The following is a 14,888-nucleotide window of genomic DNA, read 5'->3' as shown; positions in this document are numbered from 1 at the left end:
GCGATTCTAGCCGTCCCCTCGCCCTCACAGGCTCCCGGACAGCGGGGCTCCACACTCCGGTCAGTTACCGGAGGGCAGCAGGGCGCGCAGGCGGTCGAGCGCCTCGTCGACCGGCCCTCCCCAGACGAAGCCCGCCATCTCGCGGTGACCGCCGCCGTCGAGCGCCGCGCACACCCTGCTCAGGTCGATGTGGCCCTTGGACCGGGCGGAGAAGTACCAGCGGCCGTCGTCGGTCTCCTTGCACACGACGGCGACCTCCGCCTCGTCGGTCCTGCGCAGCTGGTCGATGATGCCTTCGAGCTGCTCGTAGGGCAGGCCGCGCCGGTCCTCACGGGCGATCGCCGTCCAGACCAGGCCCCGGCCGCCGGCGGCGTCGCGTTCCAGCCGGGCCCGCGCCAGCGCGCCCGCGAGGACCTGCAGGTAGTCGAACGGGGCCCGGTCCCACAGCTCCCGGCTGACCGTCTCCGGCCGGACGCCCGCCGTCAGCAGGCGTCCCGCCAGGTCGTGGACCTCGGGAGTGGTGGAGGGGTACTTGAACGAGCCGGTGTCGCTGGCGAGCCCCGCGTACAGGCCCTGGGCGATGTCGCGGTCGAGCGGCACGCCGAGCCTGCGGATCAGCTCCTCGACCAGCACCGCCGTGGCGGCGGCGTCCGGGTCGACCAGCCGCACCCCGCCGAACCCGGTGTTGGACGCGTGGTGGTCGATGACGATCAGGGCGCCGGCCCGGTCGGCGGCGCCGGCGAGCGAGCCGAGCCGAGCCCGGCCCGCCGCGTCCAGCGAGATCATCAGCTTCGGGGCGCGCGGCATCCGGGCCGGCTCGACCAGCAGTTCCTGGCCCGGGAGGAACCGCAGGATCGCCGGGACGCCGAACGGCTCCCCGAAGGAGGCCAGGCAGCGCTTGCCGCACGTGCGCAGCGCCTGCGCGAGCGCCAGCATCGAGCCGAGCGCGTCGCCGTCGGGGACCACGTGGCAGGCGAGGCAGATCTCGCCGGCCTCGCGGATCAACTCGACCGCGCGGTCCCAGTCGGGCTCGGCGGGCGCCCCGCCGGCCTCGGCCGGCAGCCCGGCCCGGGACGGTGTGCCGAGCCCGGACGCAACGCCCGCCTCGAACGGACCGCCGGGCTTGGACTCAGGCGGCACACCGGACCCGGACGCCGCACCGGCCTCGGCATGCCCATCGGACCTGGGTGGCCTGCCCGGCCCGGAGAGCGCGCCCTGTCCGGACAGTACGCACGGCGCGGAGAGCGCGCCCGGCTCGGCGCGGGCCGTGGTCTCGGCCGGGCCGTTCACGATGACGGGCGTCCGGGACGGCCGTCCTCACCGTCCCCCGCGGCGCCGTGCCCGTCGAAGCCGGGCTCGTCCTCGTCGTCCTCGTCGTCCTCGTCGAGGTCGTCGAGGTCGTCGTCCTCGTCCTCGGCGGAGTCGGGCTCGCGGTAGGGGTTGGCGTCCCCCGCGGGGGAGGCGCCCTGAGCGGCCCGCGCCACCTCGGCGTCCTTGGCGCGGGCCTGGGCCAGCAGGTCGTCGATGTGCGCCGCGTTCTCCATCAGGGAGTCCATCACGAAGGTGATGCTGGGCGTGTGGCGGACGCCCGTCTTCCTGCCCACCTCCGACCGGATGACGCCCTTGGCGCTCTCCAGCGCGGCGGCCGTCTCGGCGCGCTCGCCGTCCGATCCGTACACCGTGTAGTACACGGTGGCGTCGCGCAGGTCGTTGGTGATGCGGGTGTCCGTCACGGTCACGAAGCCGAGCCGCGGATCCTTGATCCGCCTCTCCAGCATCTCGGCGACGATCTGCTGGATGCGGTCGGCGAGCTTGCGCGCCCGAGCTGCGTCCACCATGATCGCACTCCCTTTCTATGGTCTGAGCGGGAAGGTCGGTTCCCGCTCCTTCATTGTGGGGCGGCGCCCGCCCGCGCGCCCGTCAGTCCTCGCTGCCGTACAGGCGCTGCCGGGCGGACAGCAGTTCGATCTCCGGCCGTCCGGCCACGAGCCGCTCGCACTGGTCGAGGACCTCGGTGCAGTTGGCCGCCGTGCCCGACACCACCGCCACTCCGATCTCCGCCCTGCGGTGGAGGTCGTTGTCGCCGGTCTCGGCGACGGCCACCGCCGGGAAGCGCTTCTGCACCTCGGCGATGACGGGACGCAGGACGGACCGCTTCTGCTTCAGCGAGCGGACGTCCCCCAGCAGCAGGTCGAGCGTCAGCGCACCCACGTACACCTGGTCGATCACCTCGGAGTCATCAGAAGGTGGAACGACGGAGGTCATCCGCCGTGTTCCCAGCCTTTCCGGCGAACCAGAATGAGCTGGACATGACAGACGCCAGGCTAGAAGATCCGCCTGGCGCTTGTTCACCCAATTAACGATCACATCGTCGGCGTGCCCGGACGGGCCGCCGGGCCGGCCGCCCGCGCGGCCCCTCGCGGGGCCGCGCGGACCTGCCGTCCGCCTCAGTCGCGGGGCTTCTCCCGCATCTCGAAGCACTCGATGACGTCACCGAGCTTGATGTCGTTGTAACCGACGCCGATGCCGCACTCGAAGCCCTCGCGGACCTCGGTCGCGTCGTCCTTGAAGCGGCGCAGCGACGACACCGTGAGGTTGTCGGAGACCACGACGCCGTCGCGGACGAGGCGGGCCTTGGCGTTGCGCTGGATGATCCCCGAGGTGACCATCGAACCGGCGACGTTCCCGATCCGCGGCACCTTGAAGATCTCGCGGACCTCGGCGGTACCGAGCTGGGCCTCTTCGAACTCCGGCTTGAGCATGCCCTTGAGGGCCGCCTCGATCTCCTCGATCGCCTGGTAGATGATCGAGTAGTACCGGATGTCGACGCCCTCGCGGTCGGCCAGCTCCTGCGCGTTGCGCTCAGGCCGCACGTTGAAGCCGATGATGACCGCGCCCTCGGACGCCAGCGACAGGTTGACGTCGTCCTGCGTGATCGCGCCGACGCCGCGGCGGATGATCCGCAGGTTGACCTCGTCGCCCACGTCGATCTTGAGGAGGGAGTCCTCCAGCGCCTCGACGGAACCGGACACGTCGCCCTTGAGGATGAGCAGCAGCTCCTGCCGCTCGCCCCGCTCCAGGTCCTTGAACAGCTCTTCCAGGGAGCTGCTCTTACGGCTCTTGAGCAGTTCGGCGTTGCGCTTGCGCGCGACCCGCTTGTCGGCGATCTGCCGGGCGATCCGGTCGTCCTCGACGACCAGGAAGTTGTCGCCCGCGCCGGGCACGGCCGCGAGGCCGAGCACCATCACCGGACGGGACGGGCCCGCCTCCTCGACGCTGTTGCCGTTCTCGTCGAGCATCGCCCGGACGCGGCCGTTGGCCACGCCGCAGACGATCGAGTCGCCGACCCGCAGCGTGCCGCGCTGGACCAGCACGGTCGCCACGGCACCCCGGCCCTTGTCCAGGTGGGCCTCGATGGCCGAGCCCTGGGCGGGCATGTCGGGGTTGGCCTTCAGGTCGAGCGAGGCGTCGGCGGTCAGGACGATCGCCTCCAGCAGCCCGTCGATGTTGGTCCCCTGCTTGGCGGACACGTCGATGAACTGCGTGTCGCCGCCGAACTCCTCGGCGACGAGGCCGTACTCGGTGAGCTGCGCCCGGACCCGGTTCGGGTCCGCGCCCTCGACGTCGATCTTGTTGACCGCGACGACGATCGGGACCCCGGCCGCGGTGGCGTGGTCGATCGCCTCGGTGGTCTGCGGCTTGACGCCGTCGTCGGCGGCGACCACCAGCACCACCAGGTCGGTGGTGTCGGCACCGCGGGCACGCATGGCGGTGAACGCCTCGTGACCCGGGGTGTCGATGAAGGTGATCTTGCGCTCCTCGCCGTCGACCTCGGTCTCGACCTGGTAGGCGCCGATGTGCTGGGTGATGCCGCCGGCCTCGCCCGCCTGCACGTTGGCGTGCCGGACGGCGTCCAGCAGCTTGGTCTTACCGTGGTCGACGTGGCCCATGACGGTGACCACCGGCGGGCGCGTCTGGAGGTTCTCCTCGCCGCCCTCGTCCTCGCCGTACTCGATGTCGAAGGACTCGAGCAGTGCGCGGTCCTCGTCCTCGGGGCTGACGACCTGGACGTCGAAGTCCAGCTCGAGCCCGAGCGACATCAGGTCGTCGGGGTCGACCGACTGGGTCGCGGTGACCATCTTGCCGAGGTGCATCATGATCGCGACGAGCGACGCCGGGTTGGCGCCGATCTTCTCGGCGAAGTCGGTCAGGGTCGCGCCCTGCGCCAGCCGGATGGTCTTGCCGTTGCCGCGCGGAGCCGAGACGCCGCCGGCGGCGGGCGCCTGCATGTTCTCGAACTCCTGGCGGCGCGCCCGCTTCGACTTGCGTCCGCGCGCCGGGCGCCCGCCGGGACGCCCGAAGGCGCCCTGCGTGCCGCCGCGACCGCGACCGCCGCCACCGGGACGGGGACCGAAGCCACCGCCGCCACCGGGACGACCGCCGGCACCCGCGCGGGGGCCGCCGAAGCCGCCACCGCCGCCGCCGGGACGACCGCCGCCACCGGGACCGCGACCGCCGCCGCCCGGACCACGGCCACCGCCGCCCGGACCACGGCCGCCACCGCCGCCGCCACCGCCGGGACCGCCGCGCCCGGGGGCGCCTGCGGGCCGCGAGGACGGCATGTTCATCGGGCTCGGACGCGGGCCGCCCGGACGGGGCGGCATGCCGCCCGGGTTCGGGCGCGGGCCGCCGGCGCCGGGAGCGCCGCCCGGCCGCGGGCCGGGACGCGGACCGCCCGCGGCCCCGCCGCCGCCACCCGGGCGGTCACCGCCCGGACGGGGGCCGGGACGCGGCCCCGGCTTGGGCGCCTGGCCCATGCCGGTGTTGGTCGAGCTGAACGGGTTGTTGCCCGGACGCGGCCCACCGGGACCGCGGCCTCCGCCACCACCGCCGCCGCCCTGACGCGGAGCGGGGCGCGGGCCGGGCTTCGGCGTGCGGGGACCCGGCTTCGGGCCACCGGGCGCGCGGTTGCCGGCCCCGGCACCGGGACCGGCCGCGGGCGGGGCGCTCGGCCCCTGCGCCGCGGGCGCGCTCACCGGCGCGCTCGGCGCCGGCGGGACGGGCGGGCGGGGCGCCGACTGCGGGGCGGGCCTGGGCGCGCCGCCCTGACCACCCTGACCGCCGGGAGCGCCCTGAACACCGGGACCGCCCTCGATACCGGGACCGCCCTGGCCACCGGAAGCACCTTGGCCACCGGAAGCGCCGGAACCGGCGGGACTCGGCCGGGGCGCGGGCCGCGGACCCGGACGGGGCCCGGGACGGGCACCCTGAGAATCGGAACCGCCGCCGGACTGACCCGGACGCGGCGGTGCGGACGGGCGCGGACCCGGCTTCTTGGCCGCGACCCGTCGGTCCCCCTGCTTGGGGGAAGAAGAATTTGAGAAGGCTTCTGTCAGCCTGCGAACGACCGGCGCCTCAATCGTGGAGGACGCCGATCGTACGAACTCGCCCATTTCCTGGAGCTTGGCCATGACGACCTTGCTCTCTACTCCGAACTCCTTGGCGAGTTCGTAAACCCGGACCTTCGCCACTGCACTCCCTACTCGGTCCGGGGGTGCGGCCTCCGGACCGTCGCTAACTTGCCGTACTCATCGCGGCGTGCTCATCGAGCGCTCATAGCAATCTCGACCTGCTTCCGACTAGACGTCGCTTACCATTCGGCCATCCTGCTGCTGCGCGGCAAGGGCCGCAAGTCGCTCCCGCAGCGGACCAGCGTCGAGCGGGCCCGGCAGGCGGAACGCCCGCGGGAACGCCCGACGCCGCTCTGCGAGTGCGAGACACTCCGGATCGGGGTGCAGATGCGCACCCCGGCCCGGCAGCCGCCCGCGAGGATCGGGGACGATGACGCCCTCGACCACCACCAGGCGCAGCAAGTCGGACTTGACCGTGCGAACCCGGCAACCCACGCACGTGCGAACAGCGGCCGCCGGGCCACGTCCCATGAGTCTACCGCGCCGAGGCGTCGGCGGGGCCTGTCGCATGTTCTCCTGACGCAGAAGATCCGGATTCGCCGGTTCCAGCGCTGTTCGGGGGCGTCTGAGCGGGCTCGGTGTCGGACCGGATGTCGATCCGCCAGCCGGTGAGCCGGGCGGCGAGCCGGGCGTTCTGCCCTTCCTTGCCGATCGCGAGGGACAGCTGGTAGTCGGGCACCACCACCCGGGCGACCCGGGCGTCGGCGTCGACCACCTCGACACTCGAAACACGCGCCGGGGAGAGGGCATTCCCGACGAACTCCGCGGGGTCCTCCGACCAGTCCACGATGTCGATCTTCTCGCCGTGCAGCTCGCCCATCACGTTGCGGACGCGGCCGCCGAGCGGGCCGATGCAGGCCCCCTTGGCGTTCACCCCGGACTTGCGCGAGCGAACCGCGATCTTGGTGCGGTGGCCGGCCTCCCGGGCGATCGCCGCGATCTCCACGGTGCCGTCGGCGATCTCCGGGACCTCCAGCGCGAACAGCTTGCGGACGAGGTTCGGGTGGGTGCGCGACAGCTGCACCGACGGGCCGCGGTGGCCCTTGCGGACCTGCACCACGTAGGCGCGCAGCCGCTCGCCGTGCTCGTAGCGCTCGCCGGGCACCTGCTCCTGCGGCGGCAGGATCGCCTCGATCTTGCCGAGGTCGACCAGCACGCTGCGCGGGTCCTTGCCCTGCTGGATGATGCCGCTCACGATGTCGCCCTCGCGGCCCGCGTACTCGCCGAAGGTCAGCTCGTCCTCGGCGTCGCGCAGGCGCTGCAGGATCACCTGCTTGGCGGTGGTCGCGGCGATGCGGCCGAACCCCGTCGGGGTGTCGTCGTACTCGCCGACGGCGTTGCCCTCGTCGTCGGTCTCGGTCGCCCACACGGTCACGTGGCCGCTCTGCCGGTCCAGCTCGACGCGCGCCTTGACCGCCGCGCCCTCCGTCCGGTGATAGGCGATCAAAAGGGCGTCTTCGATGGCCTTGACGGCCACGTCGAGCGAGATGTCCTTCTCGCTCTCCAGGCCCCGTAGGGCGGTCATGTCGATGTCCACGAGGTTCCCCCCTCTAGTCCGGCTCAGCCGGAGAACGCGTTTCCTCGGCCGGCGGCGAAGGCGTGAACTCGACCTGCACACGGCCGCGCCCCAGCTCGCCGAGGCCGAACCGGCGCCGCACGGTCTCCGGCCCGGCGGCCCTCCCCTTGTGGGAGGACGGCCTCCCGGACCCTCCGGCGGAGGACCTCGGCCCGGCGCCCTTGCCGCCGCCCGCCCCGGCTCCCTTGCCCCGGCGCTTCTGGACGACGTCGATCTCGACGGCCTCGTCGTCGGCCGCCACCACGCGGCCCTCGATCTGGCCGCCCTCGGTCAGGGGAGCGACGATCATCCGGCCGACGGCGCGGCGCCAGTGCCGCGGCTCGGTGAGGGGGCGGTCGACGCCCGGCGAGGTCACCTCCAGCACGTAGGGCGAGGACCCCATGACATCGGACCCGTCGAGCAGCTCGGAGGTCATCTCGCTCAGCCGGGCGATGTCGTCAAGGGCGATCCCGCCGTCGGCGTCGACGACGACCCGGACGAGCCGGCGGCGGCCCGCAGGCCGCACGTCGACCTCCTCCAGGTCGTAACCCGCCTCCGCCACCGCGGGCGCGAGCAGTCTGCTGAGGGCGGCCGCGGCCGCGTCGCGGCTCGGCCGGGCGGTGTCGCGCGGCGGGGGCGCGGTGCCGCGCGGCGAGGCCGCCTCCTCCTGCCGGCCGCGCCTCCCCTGAGCGCGGCCGCCACGGGACTCGACGCTCATGGGTCCTCCTCCTGTTGTACGCGTGCGATCTGTTCGTGCCGCCTGCGATGGCGGGGTCACCGCCCGTCCGCCGACACCTCAAGACTATCGACAGCCGGAGACCGCAGCGGTCTTTCCGGCGGCTCTCCGGCGCGGCGGATATGGAATGCTTGAGCTGGCCTGATGGGCGCGTCCGGAGACCGCGGCCGCAGCGGGCCGCCGCCACCTCCACCACCGGGTGAGGAGACTTCCTTTGCCAGAGGCCGCACCACCGCCGGGGCAAGCGATGTCACGCTCGACGCAGGCGCTGTCACGCCGCGCGCTGCTGGGCCGGGCCGCGGTGCTGGGCGGCGGCGCGGTGCCGGTGCTGCCGTGGCTCGCGTCCTGCGCGGCGGAGGCCGCCCCGCGAAAGGACGTCCCGACGCTGGTGGGCGCGATCGCCGCCGAGCAGAACCTGGTCGCCGCGTACGAGGCGGCGCGGTCCGCGAACCCCTCGCAGGCCGGGCGCCTGGACCCCGTCCTCGGCCATCACCGCAGGCATCTGGCCGTCCTGAGACGGCACTACGTCCCCGGCTCGGGGAACCGGGCCGACGAGGGCGGCTCCATCCCCTCGCCCGACGCGGCGCCGGTCCTCGCCGGCGCCGCGGGCCTCGCCGCCCTGCGCGACATGGAGGACCGCGCGGCGCGGGGGCGCATGGCCGACGCCGCCAAGGCCGGTCCGGCGCTCGCGCAGCTGCTGGCCAGCATCGGCGCCTGCGAGGCCGGCCATGCCATGACCGTCAAGGGCGGGGCGCCGCCCGTCCGGTCGAGGTCGGACGCCGAGGCCGTGCAGGCCGCGCTGGCCGCCGAACACGCCGCCGTCTACGGGTACGGGGTGCTCGGGGCCCGCCTGCGGGGAACGCTCCGGCAGACCGCGAAGGACCTGTGGAACGTCCACCGCGCCCGGCGGGACCAGCTGGTCTCGATCCTGTCGGTCGCGCCGGTCGCCGCGGCGTCCGCCTACCGGCTGCCCGTGGCGGTGACCTCCGCCCGCAGCGCCGCGCAGCTGGCGGCGGCTCTGGAGGGCGGCCTCGTCCCGGCCTACGTCGGTCTCGCGGGCGTCTCCTCCCCCGACCTGCGCGCGTTCGCCGCCGACAGCGCGCAGCGGGCCTCGGCGTGGGCGGCGCGCTGGCGGTCCAGGTCGGGCGCCGCGGCGCCGGCGGAGGCGTTCCCCGGGTTGCCGTCCGCGGCGCTGTCACCGCGTCCCGAACCCGGTGAGTGATCTTCGGCACGACGGGAACGTAGCGTCCGATTAGCGATGTTAGTCCCATTGCGGGATGACTTCGGGGGAGGGAGCCCACGTGACCACGACTCCGCAGACGGGCCGGCCGAGCGCCCTCGACGAGCTGCGGGCCGCCTACCACGAGCAGCTGACGCGGCTGGCGGCCGAGCGTGACGCCGCGCGACGCCAGGCGCGCAGAGCGCAGGCGCAGGCGGACGTCGCGCGGGCCGATCTCGCCAGTCTCCAGAGCCGCGTCGGGGAACTCCTGAACGCCGCCGCGCGGCACCTTCCGGATCTTCCTCCGGTGGAGGGCCCGGACACGCCGGAGTTGCCCACCGCCCAGGAGGCGCGGGCTCTGCCCGCCGCCCCGGTCGATCCCGACCCGGGGCCTCCGGCCGAGACGGGCGGCAAGTCCGCGGACCGCGCGGCGCGAGCGGCCTGACCGGGAAGGGAACGGCCCGCCCCAAGGCCGTGCGGAGACCGCCTGACCCATCCGTCACGGCGGTGTCCGCCGTCGAGGTCCAGTAGGGTCCACCAGATGACCGCGTACGGCCTTCTCGTCTCCCCCTCGCACAACCGGGTCTATGCCCAGGCCGCCGCCGACCTGGTGAAGGCGGAACTGGCGGTGTTCAGCGAACGGGCTCTCGGCGGACGCGTCCGCGACGTCGAGGAGACCGCGATCGGCGGCGTCCCCTACGTGACGTTCTCCGCCGACGAACTGACGGAGCAGGACGTGCGCCTCCTGTCGAACCTGTCGTCGCTCTACGCGCTGTTCCAGATCGAGGGCGAACTGCTCCGCCCGGTCGCGCTCCAGCCTCTGGACCTGTTCGGCAGCGACCTGCTCACCATCCAGAAGTACTCGGGCAAGACGAACGAGTACTTCACCAAGCTGCTGCTGAACGTCACGGCGATGGCGACCGACTCCCCCATGGACCTGATAACCGGGCGTCCCCGCGTCTTCGACCCGATGTGCGGGCGGGGCACGACGCTCAACCAGGCCATGATGTACGGGCTGGACGCCGCCGGGATGGACATCGACGGCAAGGACTTCGACGCCTACGTGGCCTTCCTCAAGACCTGGCTGAAGAACAACCGGCTCAAGCACCAGGCCGAGGTCACCAACGTGCGCCGCGAGAAGGCCGTCCTCGGGCGCCGCCTGCACGTGACGCTCGGCGCGTCCAAGGAGCTCTACAAGAGCGGCGAGACGATGGAGATCACCGTCGTGAACGCCGACTCGCTGGGCGCCGGCAGGTTCTTCCGCCCGGCGTCGTTCGACCTGATCGTGACGGACGCCCCCTACGGCGTCCAGCACGGCAGCCGCCCGAAGGGGGGACAGCCGGGCCGCAGGGGCGGGCCGCAGCTGTCGCGCAGCCCCGTGGAGCTGCTGACGGCCGCCGTCCCCGAGTGGGCGCGGCTGCTGCGTCCGGGCGGCGCCGTCGGCATCTCCTGGAACACCTTCGTCGGCCGCCGCGAGCAGCTCGCCGAGATCCTCGCGTCCAGCGGCCTGGACGTCCGGGACTCCGACGCCTACCGCGGCTTCCGCCATCGCGTCGACCAGGCCATCTCCCGCGACCTCATCGTGGCCGCCAAGCCCTCAGGCTGAGTGCCACCGCTCCACGTGCGGGAGCAGTTCGTCCAGGTCGTGGATGAGGGCGTCGGGCGGTGCGAGGCCCGGACGGTCGAAGGCGTGGGTGGTCTGGTGCCAGATCTGGACGGCCCGCAGGCCGGCCGCCTTGGCTCCGTGGATGTCGTCGAACGGGCGGTCGCCGACGAAGACGCAGGAGCCGGGGTCGGTGGCGCCGACGGCGTCCATGGCGGCGCGGAAAGCCTCGGCGTGCGGCTTCGTCCAGGGGATCTCGCTGGAGTAGACGGCGCCGTCGAGCATGTGGAGGACGTCGTCGCGGGCGAAGACCCGCTCGTGCCACTCGCGGGTCCAGATGGTGTTGGACAGGACGCCGATCTTGATGTCGCGCTCGCGGAGGGCGGTGAACAGGCCGGGGACGGCGGGATCGGTGTGGGTGTGCGGGGTCCACGTCTCGAAGTGGGTGTCCAGAAGGGCCTCACTCGGCTCCACCCCGGCCATCGCGAACGCCTCGGCGAGCGTGGCGCTCCGGTGCTCCTCGGTGCCGCGGCGCCACAGCTCGCCCTCGGCGGCGACGAGGGCGGCGACGGCCTTCTCGACGGCGTCCGGCGGGAGGTGGGCGGCGCAGACGGTGCGCCAGATGTCGGCGAGTTCGAGGTCGTGCCAGGGGGTCAGCGTGCCGCCCCAGTCGAAGATCACAGCTTGTACGCCCATGCCCCGGATCGTAACCATCGGGGCGCGCCGGACGATCACCTTTTTACGCGGTGGTCGTCCCGGAGGGCGCGACCGGGACCACCCATGTCCGGTCAAGGGAGCCCTCCATGCGCAGACCCCTGCTCGCCGCCCTCCTGTCCGCCGTCCTGGTGGGCGCGGCGGTCCCGGCGGCGGCCGACCCGATCCCCGACGGCCCCGGCAAGGGGCTCGTCCCGGCCTACGTCGGGGCGCCCGCCACCCCTGCGCCTCTCGCGGGGCGGCCCGTCCCGGCTAACCCGCATCAGGGGCCGGTGGGGACGTCGTCCATGCACGCCGACAGTTACGCCTCCGACACATATCCGTTCATGGGGCCGCTCGGCCGCGATCCTCAGGTGCGCGGCGAAGCCAAGGGCGGCGGGCTGCCGGGGCTGTGCTCGACGGTGACGTTCGCCCGCCGGACGGGTCTGATCGTCGCGCAGTGCACGCGCGGGCAGAACCTCACGCTGCGGCTGATCGATCCGAGGACGCTGAAGGACCTCGCGACCTACGAGCTGCCGCCCAGGCCGTCCACCGTCCAGGCGGTGTTCTCGCTGAGCCTCGACACGGTGTTCACCGACACCTCGGGCGGGGCCTACTACTACCTGGACCCGCAGGATCGCGCCGTGCTGGCGGACTCGGCCTTCCACCTGCGCCGTTTCGCGCACGAGAAGGGCCCGGACGGCGACTGGCGCTTCACGGTCACCGACGACTGGGACCTCGGCGCGTATCTGCCCCACGACTGCGCCACCTGGACGAACCCGTGGCCGAAGGGGGAATGCGACCCCGTCACCGCGGTCGGGCCCGACTGGAACGGCCTGATCTGGTGGATCACGAGGGGCGGGCGCGTCGGCACGGTGGATCCCGGGTCCGGGGCCGTCCGGATGACGCGGCTGGCGGGCGAGGGCATCCAGAACTCGTTCGCGGCCGCCGAGAACGGCGTCTCGGTCGTGTCCGACCACGCGCTCTACCGGATGCGGGCCGGCGCGGACGGGACCCCGGAGATCGTCTGGCGGCAGCCCTACGACCGGGGCAGCGGGCGCAAGCCCGGACAGATCGACCAGGGGTCCGGGACGACCCCCACGTTCTTCGGCGACGGCTACGTGGCCGTCACCGACAACGCCGACGACCGCATGCACGTGATCGTCCGCCGCAGGGACGACGGCGGGCTCGTCTGCGAGGTCCCGGTGTTCGGAAGCGGGGCGAGCGCGACGGACAACTCGCTCATCGGCTACGGCCGCAGCCTGTTCGTCGAGAACAACTACGGCTACCGCAACTTCTTCGACCTGCCGCCTGGAGGGTCGTCCGTGGGCGGGGTGAGCCGCGTGGACGTGAAACCGGACGGTACGGGCTGCGAGACGGTCTGGACGAGCACGGAGCGGTCTCCGTCCACCGTCTCCAAGGTCTCCGTTCCCGCGGGGCTGCTGTACCTCTACACGAAGGAGCCGCGCAAGGACCTCATCGACGCCTGGTACCTGACCGCGGTGGACGTCCACACGGGCCGGACGGCCTACAAGGTGCTCACCGGCACGGGCAAGTGGTTCGACAACAGCTGGGCGCCCGTCACCCTCGGCCCGGACGGAACCGCGTACGTGGGCGTCGTCGGCGGGCTCGTCGCCGTCCGCGACCGGGAGTAGGGCGCCGGTCATCGGGGATACCGGTCCGATCAGCGAACCCGATCCGGACCGGGAGGAGTCATGAGGGCACGCGAGCCCGGTGAGTCCCGCGACTTCCGCGAGGACACCGATGACATGGGAGACAACACCCAGGACGAGCAGATCGCCCTGACCGAGGAATATGTGAACGACCCGCCCGAGGACCTGAGGATCGAAGAGCCCGAGGAGAGCCGCGACGGCGTCGGCGTCACCGAGTACGAGCGGCAGACCGCGAGGGAGGGCGACGAGGAGCGCCCCACGCCGATCACGCCGGCCGAGGAGGACGCGGTCAACCCCACCCGCAGGCCCTGACCACGACGGCGGCGCCCGCACCGGCACGCGGTGCGGGCGCCGCCGTCGCCGCGGGCACGTCCGGGGGCGTGTCCGGCTTTTGCCGGTCAGGGTGGCGTCCTTTCCGGAAGAGCGGGCAGTAACCAGGACAGAAGCATCTGGCAGAGCACGGCGACAGGTCTTCGATCAGCCCGCTGAGCACGACCTCGCGACGGGCGTGGCGCAGATCACTTTGCGATTCGTTTCCGATCCCGGGGGAATGTCCTACCCGGACCGTAGGTTGCGCATGGCGGGCGAGCTTGCGAGGTGACCGGGACATGTACGGGACAGTCACGGCACCGGTCCATCCCCCGGCCGAAGCCGACCCGCCGTTCCCCCTCCAGGACGGGCCGGACGAGCAGGCCCCGGCGCGCCCGTGGTGGCGGCGCAGGGCCGGCCTGATCGTCCAGTGGGCGCTGGTCCTCGGCGCCCTCGCCGCACTCCCCCTCTACCGTGACGAGCTCCCCGACCTCGGCGCCATCTGGAGGGCGGCCGCGCATGCCGACCCGGGCTGGCTGACCATGGTGGTGCTGGCCGTGGCGGGTTCGATGGGCGCGTTCGCCCGGCTCCAGCGCCGGTTGCTGCGCGTCGGCGGCCTGCGGATGCCGCTGCGCCGCGCTTTCGCGATCACCTACGCGGGCAACGCCCTGTCCACGACCCTGCCGGCGGGCCCGGCGGTGAGCGTGGTCTACACGTTCCGGCAGTTCCGCCGCGCGGGCGCCTCGACGCAGCTCGCCACCGCGGTGATCCTGGCCGGCGGAGTGATCACCACCACGGCCTACTCCCTGATCGCCCTCCTGGCGCTGGTGGCCGACCCGTACGCCCGCGGTTTCGCGCTGTTCGCCCTCACCGTCCCGCTGGTCCTGGCCGTGCTGCTCGTCCCCGCGCTGCGGTGGCGCCCGCTGCGGGCCCTGCTGACGGCGCCGCTGCGCCGCGCCCACCGGGCCGCGCTCGCCCACCCGAAGATCGCTCCGTACGCGGAGCGGCTGGCCGGCGCCCGCGACATCCTGCGGCCGACCCTGCGCGACTGGACCGCGCTCACCGCGCTGGCCCTGCTGAACTGGGTGTTCGACATCCTGGCGCTGCTGTCGGCGGCGCACGCGGTCGGCATCGAGGTCGCCCTGAACGGCGTCGCCCTCACCTACTTCGCCGCCCAGGCGGCGGGCAGCCTGCTCCCGCTGCTGCCCGGCGGCCTCGGCGCCATCGAGGGCAGCATGGCCGCGTCCCTGGTCGCGTTCGGCGCGACGCTGTCCCCAGCCGCCGCGGCCGTCGGCCTGTACCGGCTCGTGTCCTACTGGGCCGTTGTCGCGGTCGGCTGGATCGCCTGGATCGGGCTGCACGAAGGCCCGCGCGTCCCGGCCCGCGTCAGGGCGCGTCTGGCCGGTACCGGCCGCCTGATCATGGACGGCCTGTCCTCGGCGGCGCTCCTCACCCCCTACGCCGCCGTCCCGGCCCAGACTCCGGCCGACGCACCGCGGCCGTAGCGCGGGTCTCCGTCCGTGGACCGACGCCGGACCGGGACCTTCGACCGAGATCGCCCTCCAGGGGAATCAGCACGCCGCGCCAGGGGCTTTAGTGGACGACGACGCGCCCCCGCCCACGGAACGG

The 14,888-nt window shown here is 73.3% G+C and carries 13 protein-coding genes and 1 pseudogene; 6 read left to right on the top strand and 8 right to left on the bottom strand.

Annotated features, from left to right (window positions below):
- Nucleotides 1-60 precede the first annotated feature (60 nt).
- The 7 genes and pseudogenes from BJ999_RS12665 to rimP all read right to left on the bottom strand — a co-directional run.
- Nucleotides 61-1,290, bottom strand: coding sequence for a DHH family phosphoesterase (locus BJ999_RS12665; RefSeq protein WP_229809866.1), 1,230 nt, complete (start codon nucleotides 1,288-1,290; stop codon nucleotides 61-63).
- Nucleotides 1,287-1,838: a 30S ribosome-binding factor RbfA gene (rbfA, locus tag BJ999_RS12660; protein ID WP_179833478.1), complete on the bottom strand. Its 552-nt coding sequence runs from the start codon at nucleotides 1,836-1,838 to the stop codon at nucleotides 1,287-1,289. Before rbfA ends, BJ999_RS12665 begins: the two co-directional genes overlap by 4 nt.
- Nucleotides 1,839-1,920: 82 nt before the next feature.
- On the bottom strand, nucleotides 1,921-2,265 hold the full coding sequence (locus tag BJ999_RS12655) for a DUF503 domain-containing protein (RefSeq protein ID WP_179833477.1): 345 nt from the start codon (nucleotides 2,263-2,265) through the stop codon (nucleotides 1,921-1,923).
- A gap of 182 nt (nucleotides 2,266-2,447) precedes the next feature.
- The gene (infB, locus tag BJ999_RS12650) at nucleotides 2,448-5,531 is read right to left on the bottom strand and encodes a translation initiation factor IF-2 (RefSeq protein ID WP_179833476.1); all 3,084 of its coding nucleotides are present in this window, start codon (nucleotides 5,529-5,531) and stop codon (nucleotides 2,448-2,450) included.
- A 108-nt stretch (nucleotides 5,532-5,639) separates the two neighbouring features.
- Nucleotides 5,640-5,942: a YlxR family protein gene (locus BJ999_RS12645; protein ID WP_179833475.1), complete on the bottom strand. Its 303-nt coding sequence runs from the start codon at nucleotides 5,940-5,942 to the stop codon at nucleotides 5,640-5,642.
- Between the two features lie 4 nt (nucleotides 5,943-5,946).
- On the bottom strand, nucleotides 5,947-6,996 hold the full coding sequence (gene nusA, locus BJ999_RS12640; RefSeq protein WP_179838502.1) for a transcription termination factor NusA: 1,050 nt from the start codon (nucleotides 6,994-6,996) through the stop codon (nucleotides 5,947-5,949).
- Nucleotides 6,997-7,021: 25 nt separating this feature from the next.
- Nucleotides 7,022-7,612: pseudogene (gene rimP, locus BJ999_RS12635) on the bottom strand (ribosome maturation factor RimP); the annotation flags it as partial.
- A 397-nt stretch (nucleotides 7,613-8,009) separates the two neighbouring features.
- On the opposite strand from rimP, the gene BJ999_RS41990 reads away from it, so the two are divergent.
- From BJ999_RS41990 to BJ999_RS12620, 3 genes are all read left to right on the top strand, one after another.
- Complete coding sequence (locus BJ999_RS41990) at nucleotides 8,010-8,984, top strand: DUF4439 domain-containing protein (RefSeq protein ID WP_229809865.1); 975 nt, start codon at nucleotides 8,010-8,012, stop codon at nucleotides 8,982-8,984.
- A gap of 79 nt (nucleotides 8,985-9,063) precedes the next feature.
- Nucleotides 9,064-9,426: a hypothetical protein gene (locus BJ999_RS12625; RefSeq protein ID WP_179833473.1), complete on the top strand. Its 363-nt coding sequence runs from the start codon at nucleotides 9,064-9,066 to the stop codon at nucleotides 9,424-9,426.
- A gap of 96 nt (nucleotides 9,427-9,522) precedes the next feature.
- On the top strand, nucleotides 9,523-10,587 hold the full coding sequence (locus BJ999_RS12620) for a TRM11 family SAM-dependent methyltransferase (RefSeq protein ID WP_179833472.1): 1,065 nt from the start codon (nucleotides 9,523-9,525) through the stop codon (nucleotides 10,585-10,587).
- On the opposite strand, the gene BJ999_RS12615 is transcribed toward BJ999_RS12620, so the two are convergent.
- A complete protein-coding gene (locus BJ999_RS12615; RefSeq protein ID WP_179833471.1) occupies nucleotides 10,579-11,280 on the bottom strand; it encodes an HAD family hydrolase in 702 nt (233 codons plus the stop codon). The genes BJ999_RS12620 and BJ999_RS12615 overlap by 9 nt on opposite strands.
- Before the next feature lie 107 nt (nucleotides 11,281-11,387).
- On the opposite strand from BJ999_RS12615, the gene BJ999_RS12610 reads away from it, so the two are divergent.
- From BJ999_RS12610 to BJ999_RS12600, 3 genes are all read left to right on the top strand, one after another.
- The gene (locus tag BJ999_RS12610; protein WP_179833470.1) at nucleotides 11,388-12,932 is read left to right on the top strand and encodes a hypothetical protein; all 1,545 of its coding nucleotides are present in this window, start codon (nucleotides 11,388-11,390) and stop codon (nucleotides 12,930-12,932) included.
- 60 nt (nucleotides 12,933-12,992) lie between these two features.
- Nucleotides 12,993-13,262, top strand: coding sequence for a hypothetical protein (locus BJ999_RS12605; RefSeq protein ID WP_179833469.1), 270 nt, complete (start codon nucleotides 12,993-12,995; stop codon nucleotides 13,260-13,262).
- Between the two features lie 296 nt (nucleotides 13,263-13,558).
- Nucleotides 13,559-14,764 carry a lysylphosphatidylglycerol synthase transmembrane domain-containing protein gene (locus tag BJ999_RS12600; protein WP_179833468.1) on the top strand — a complete coding sequence of 402 codons (1,206 nt, stop codon included), beginning with the start codon at nucleotides 13,559-13,561 and terminating at the stop codon, nucleotides 14,762-14,764.
- The last annotated feature ends 124 nt before the right edge of the window (nucleotides 14,765-14,888 follow it).

The organism is Actinomadura citrea (assembly GCF_013409045.1).
GTDB lineage: Bacteria > Actinomycetota > Actinomycetes > Streptosporangiales > Streptosporangiaceae > Spirillospora > Spirillospora citrea.
The sequence above is the reverse complement of the archived record's forward strand: the minus strand, read 5'-3'. Positions and strand labels throughout refer to the sequence as shown.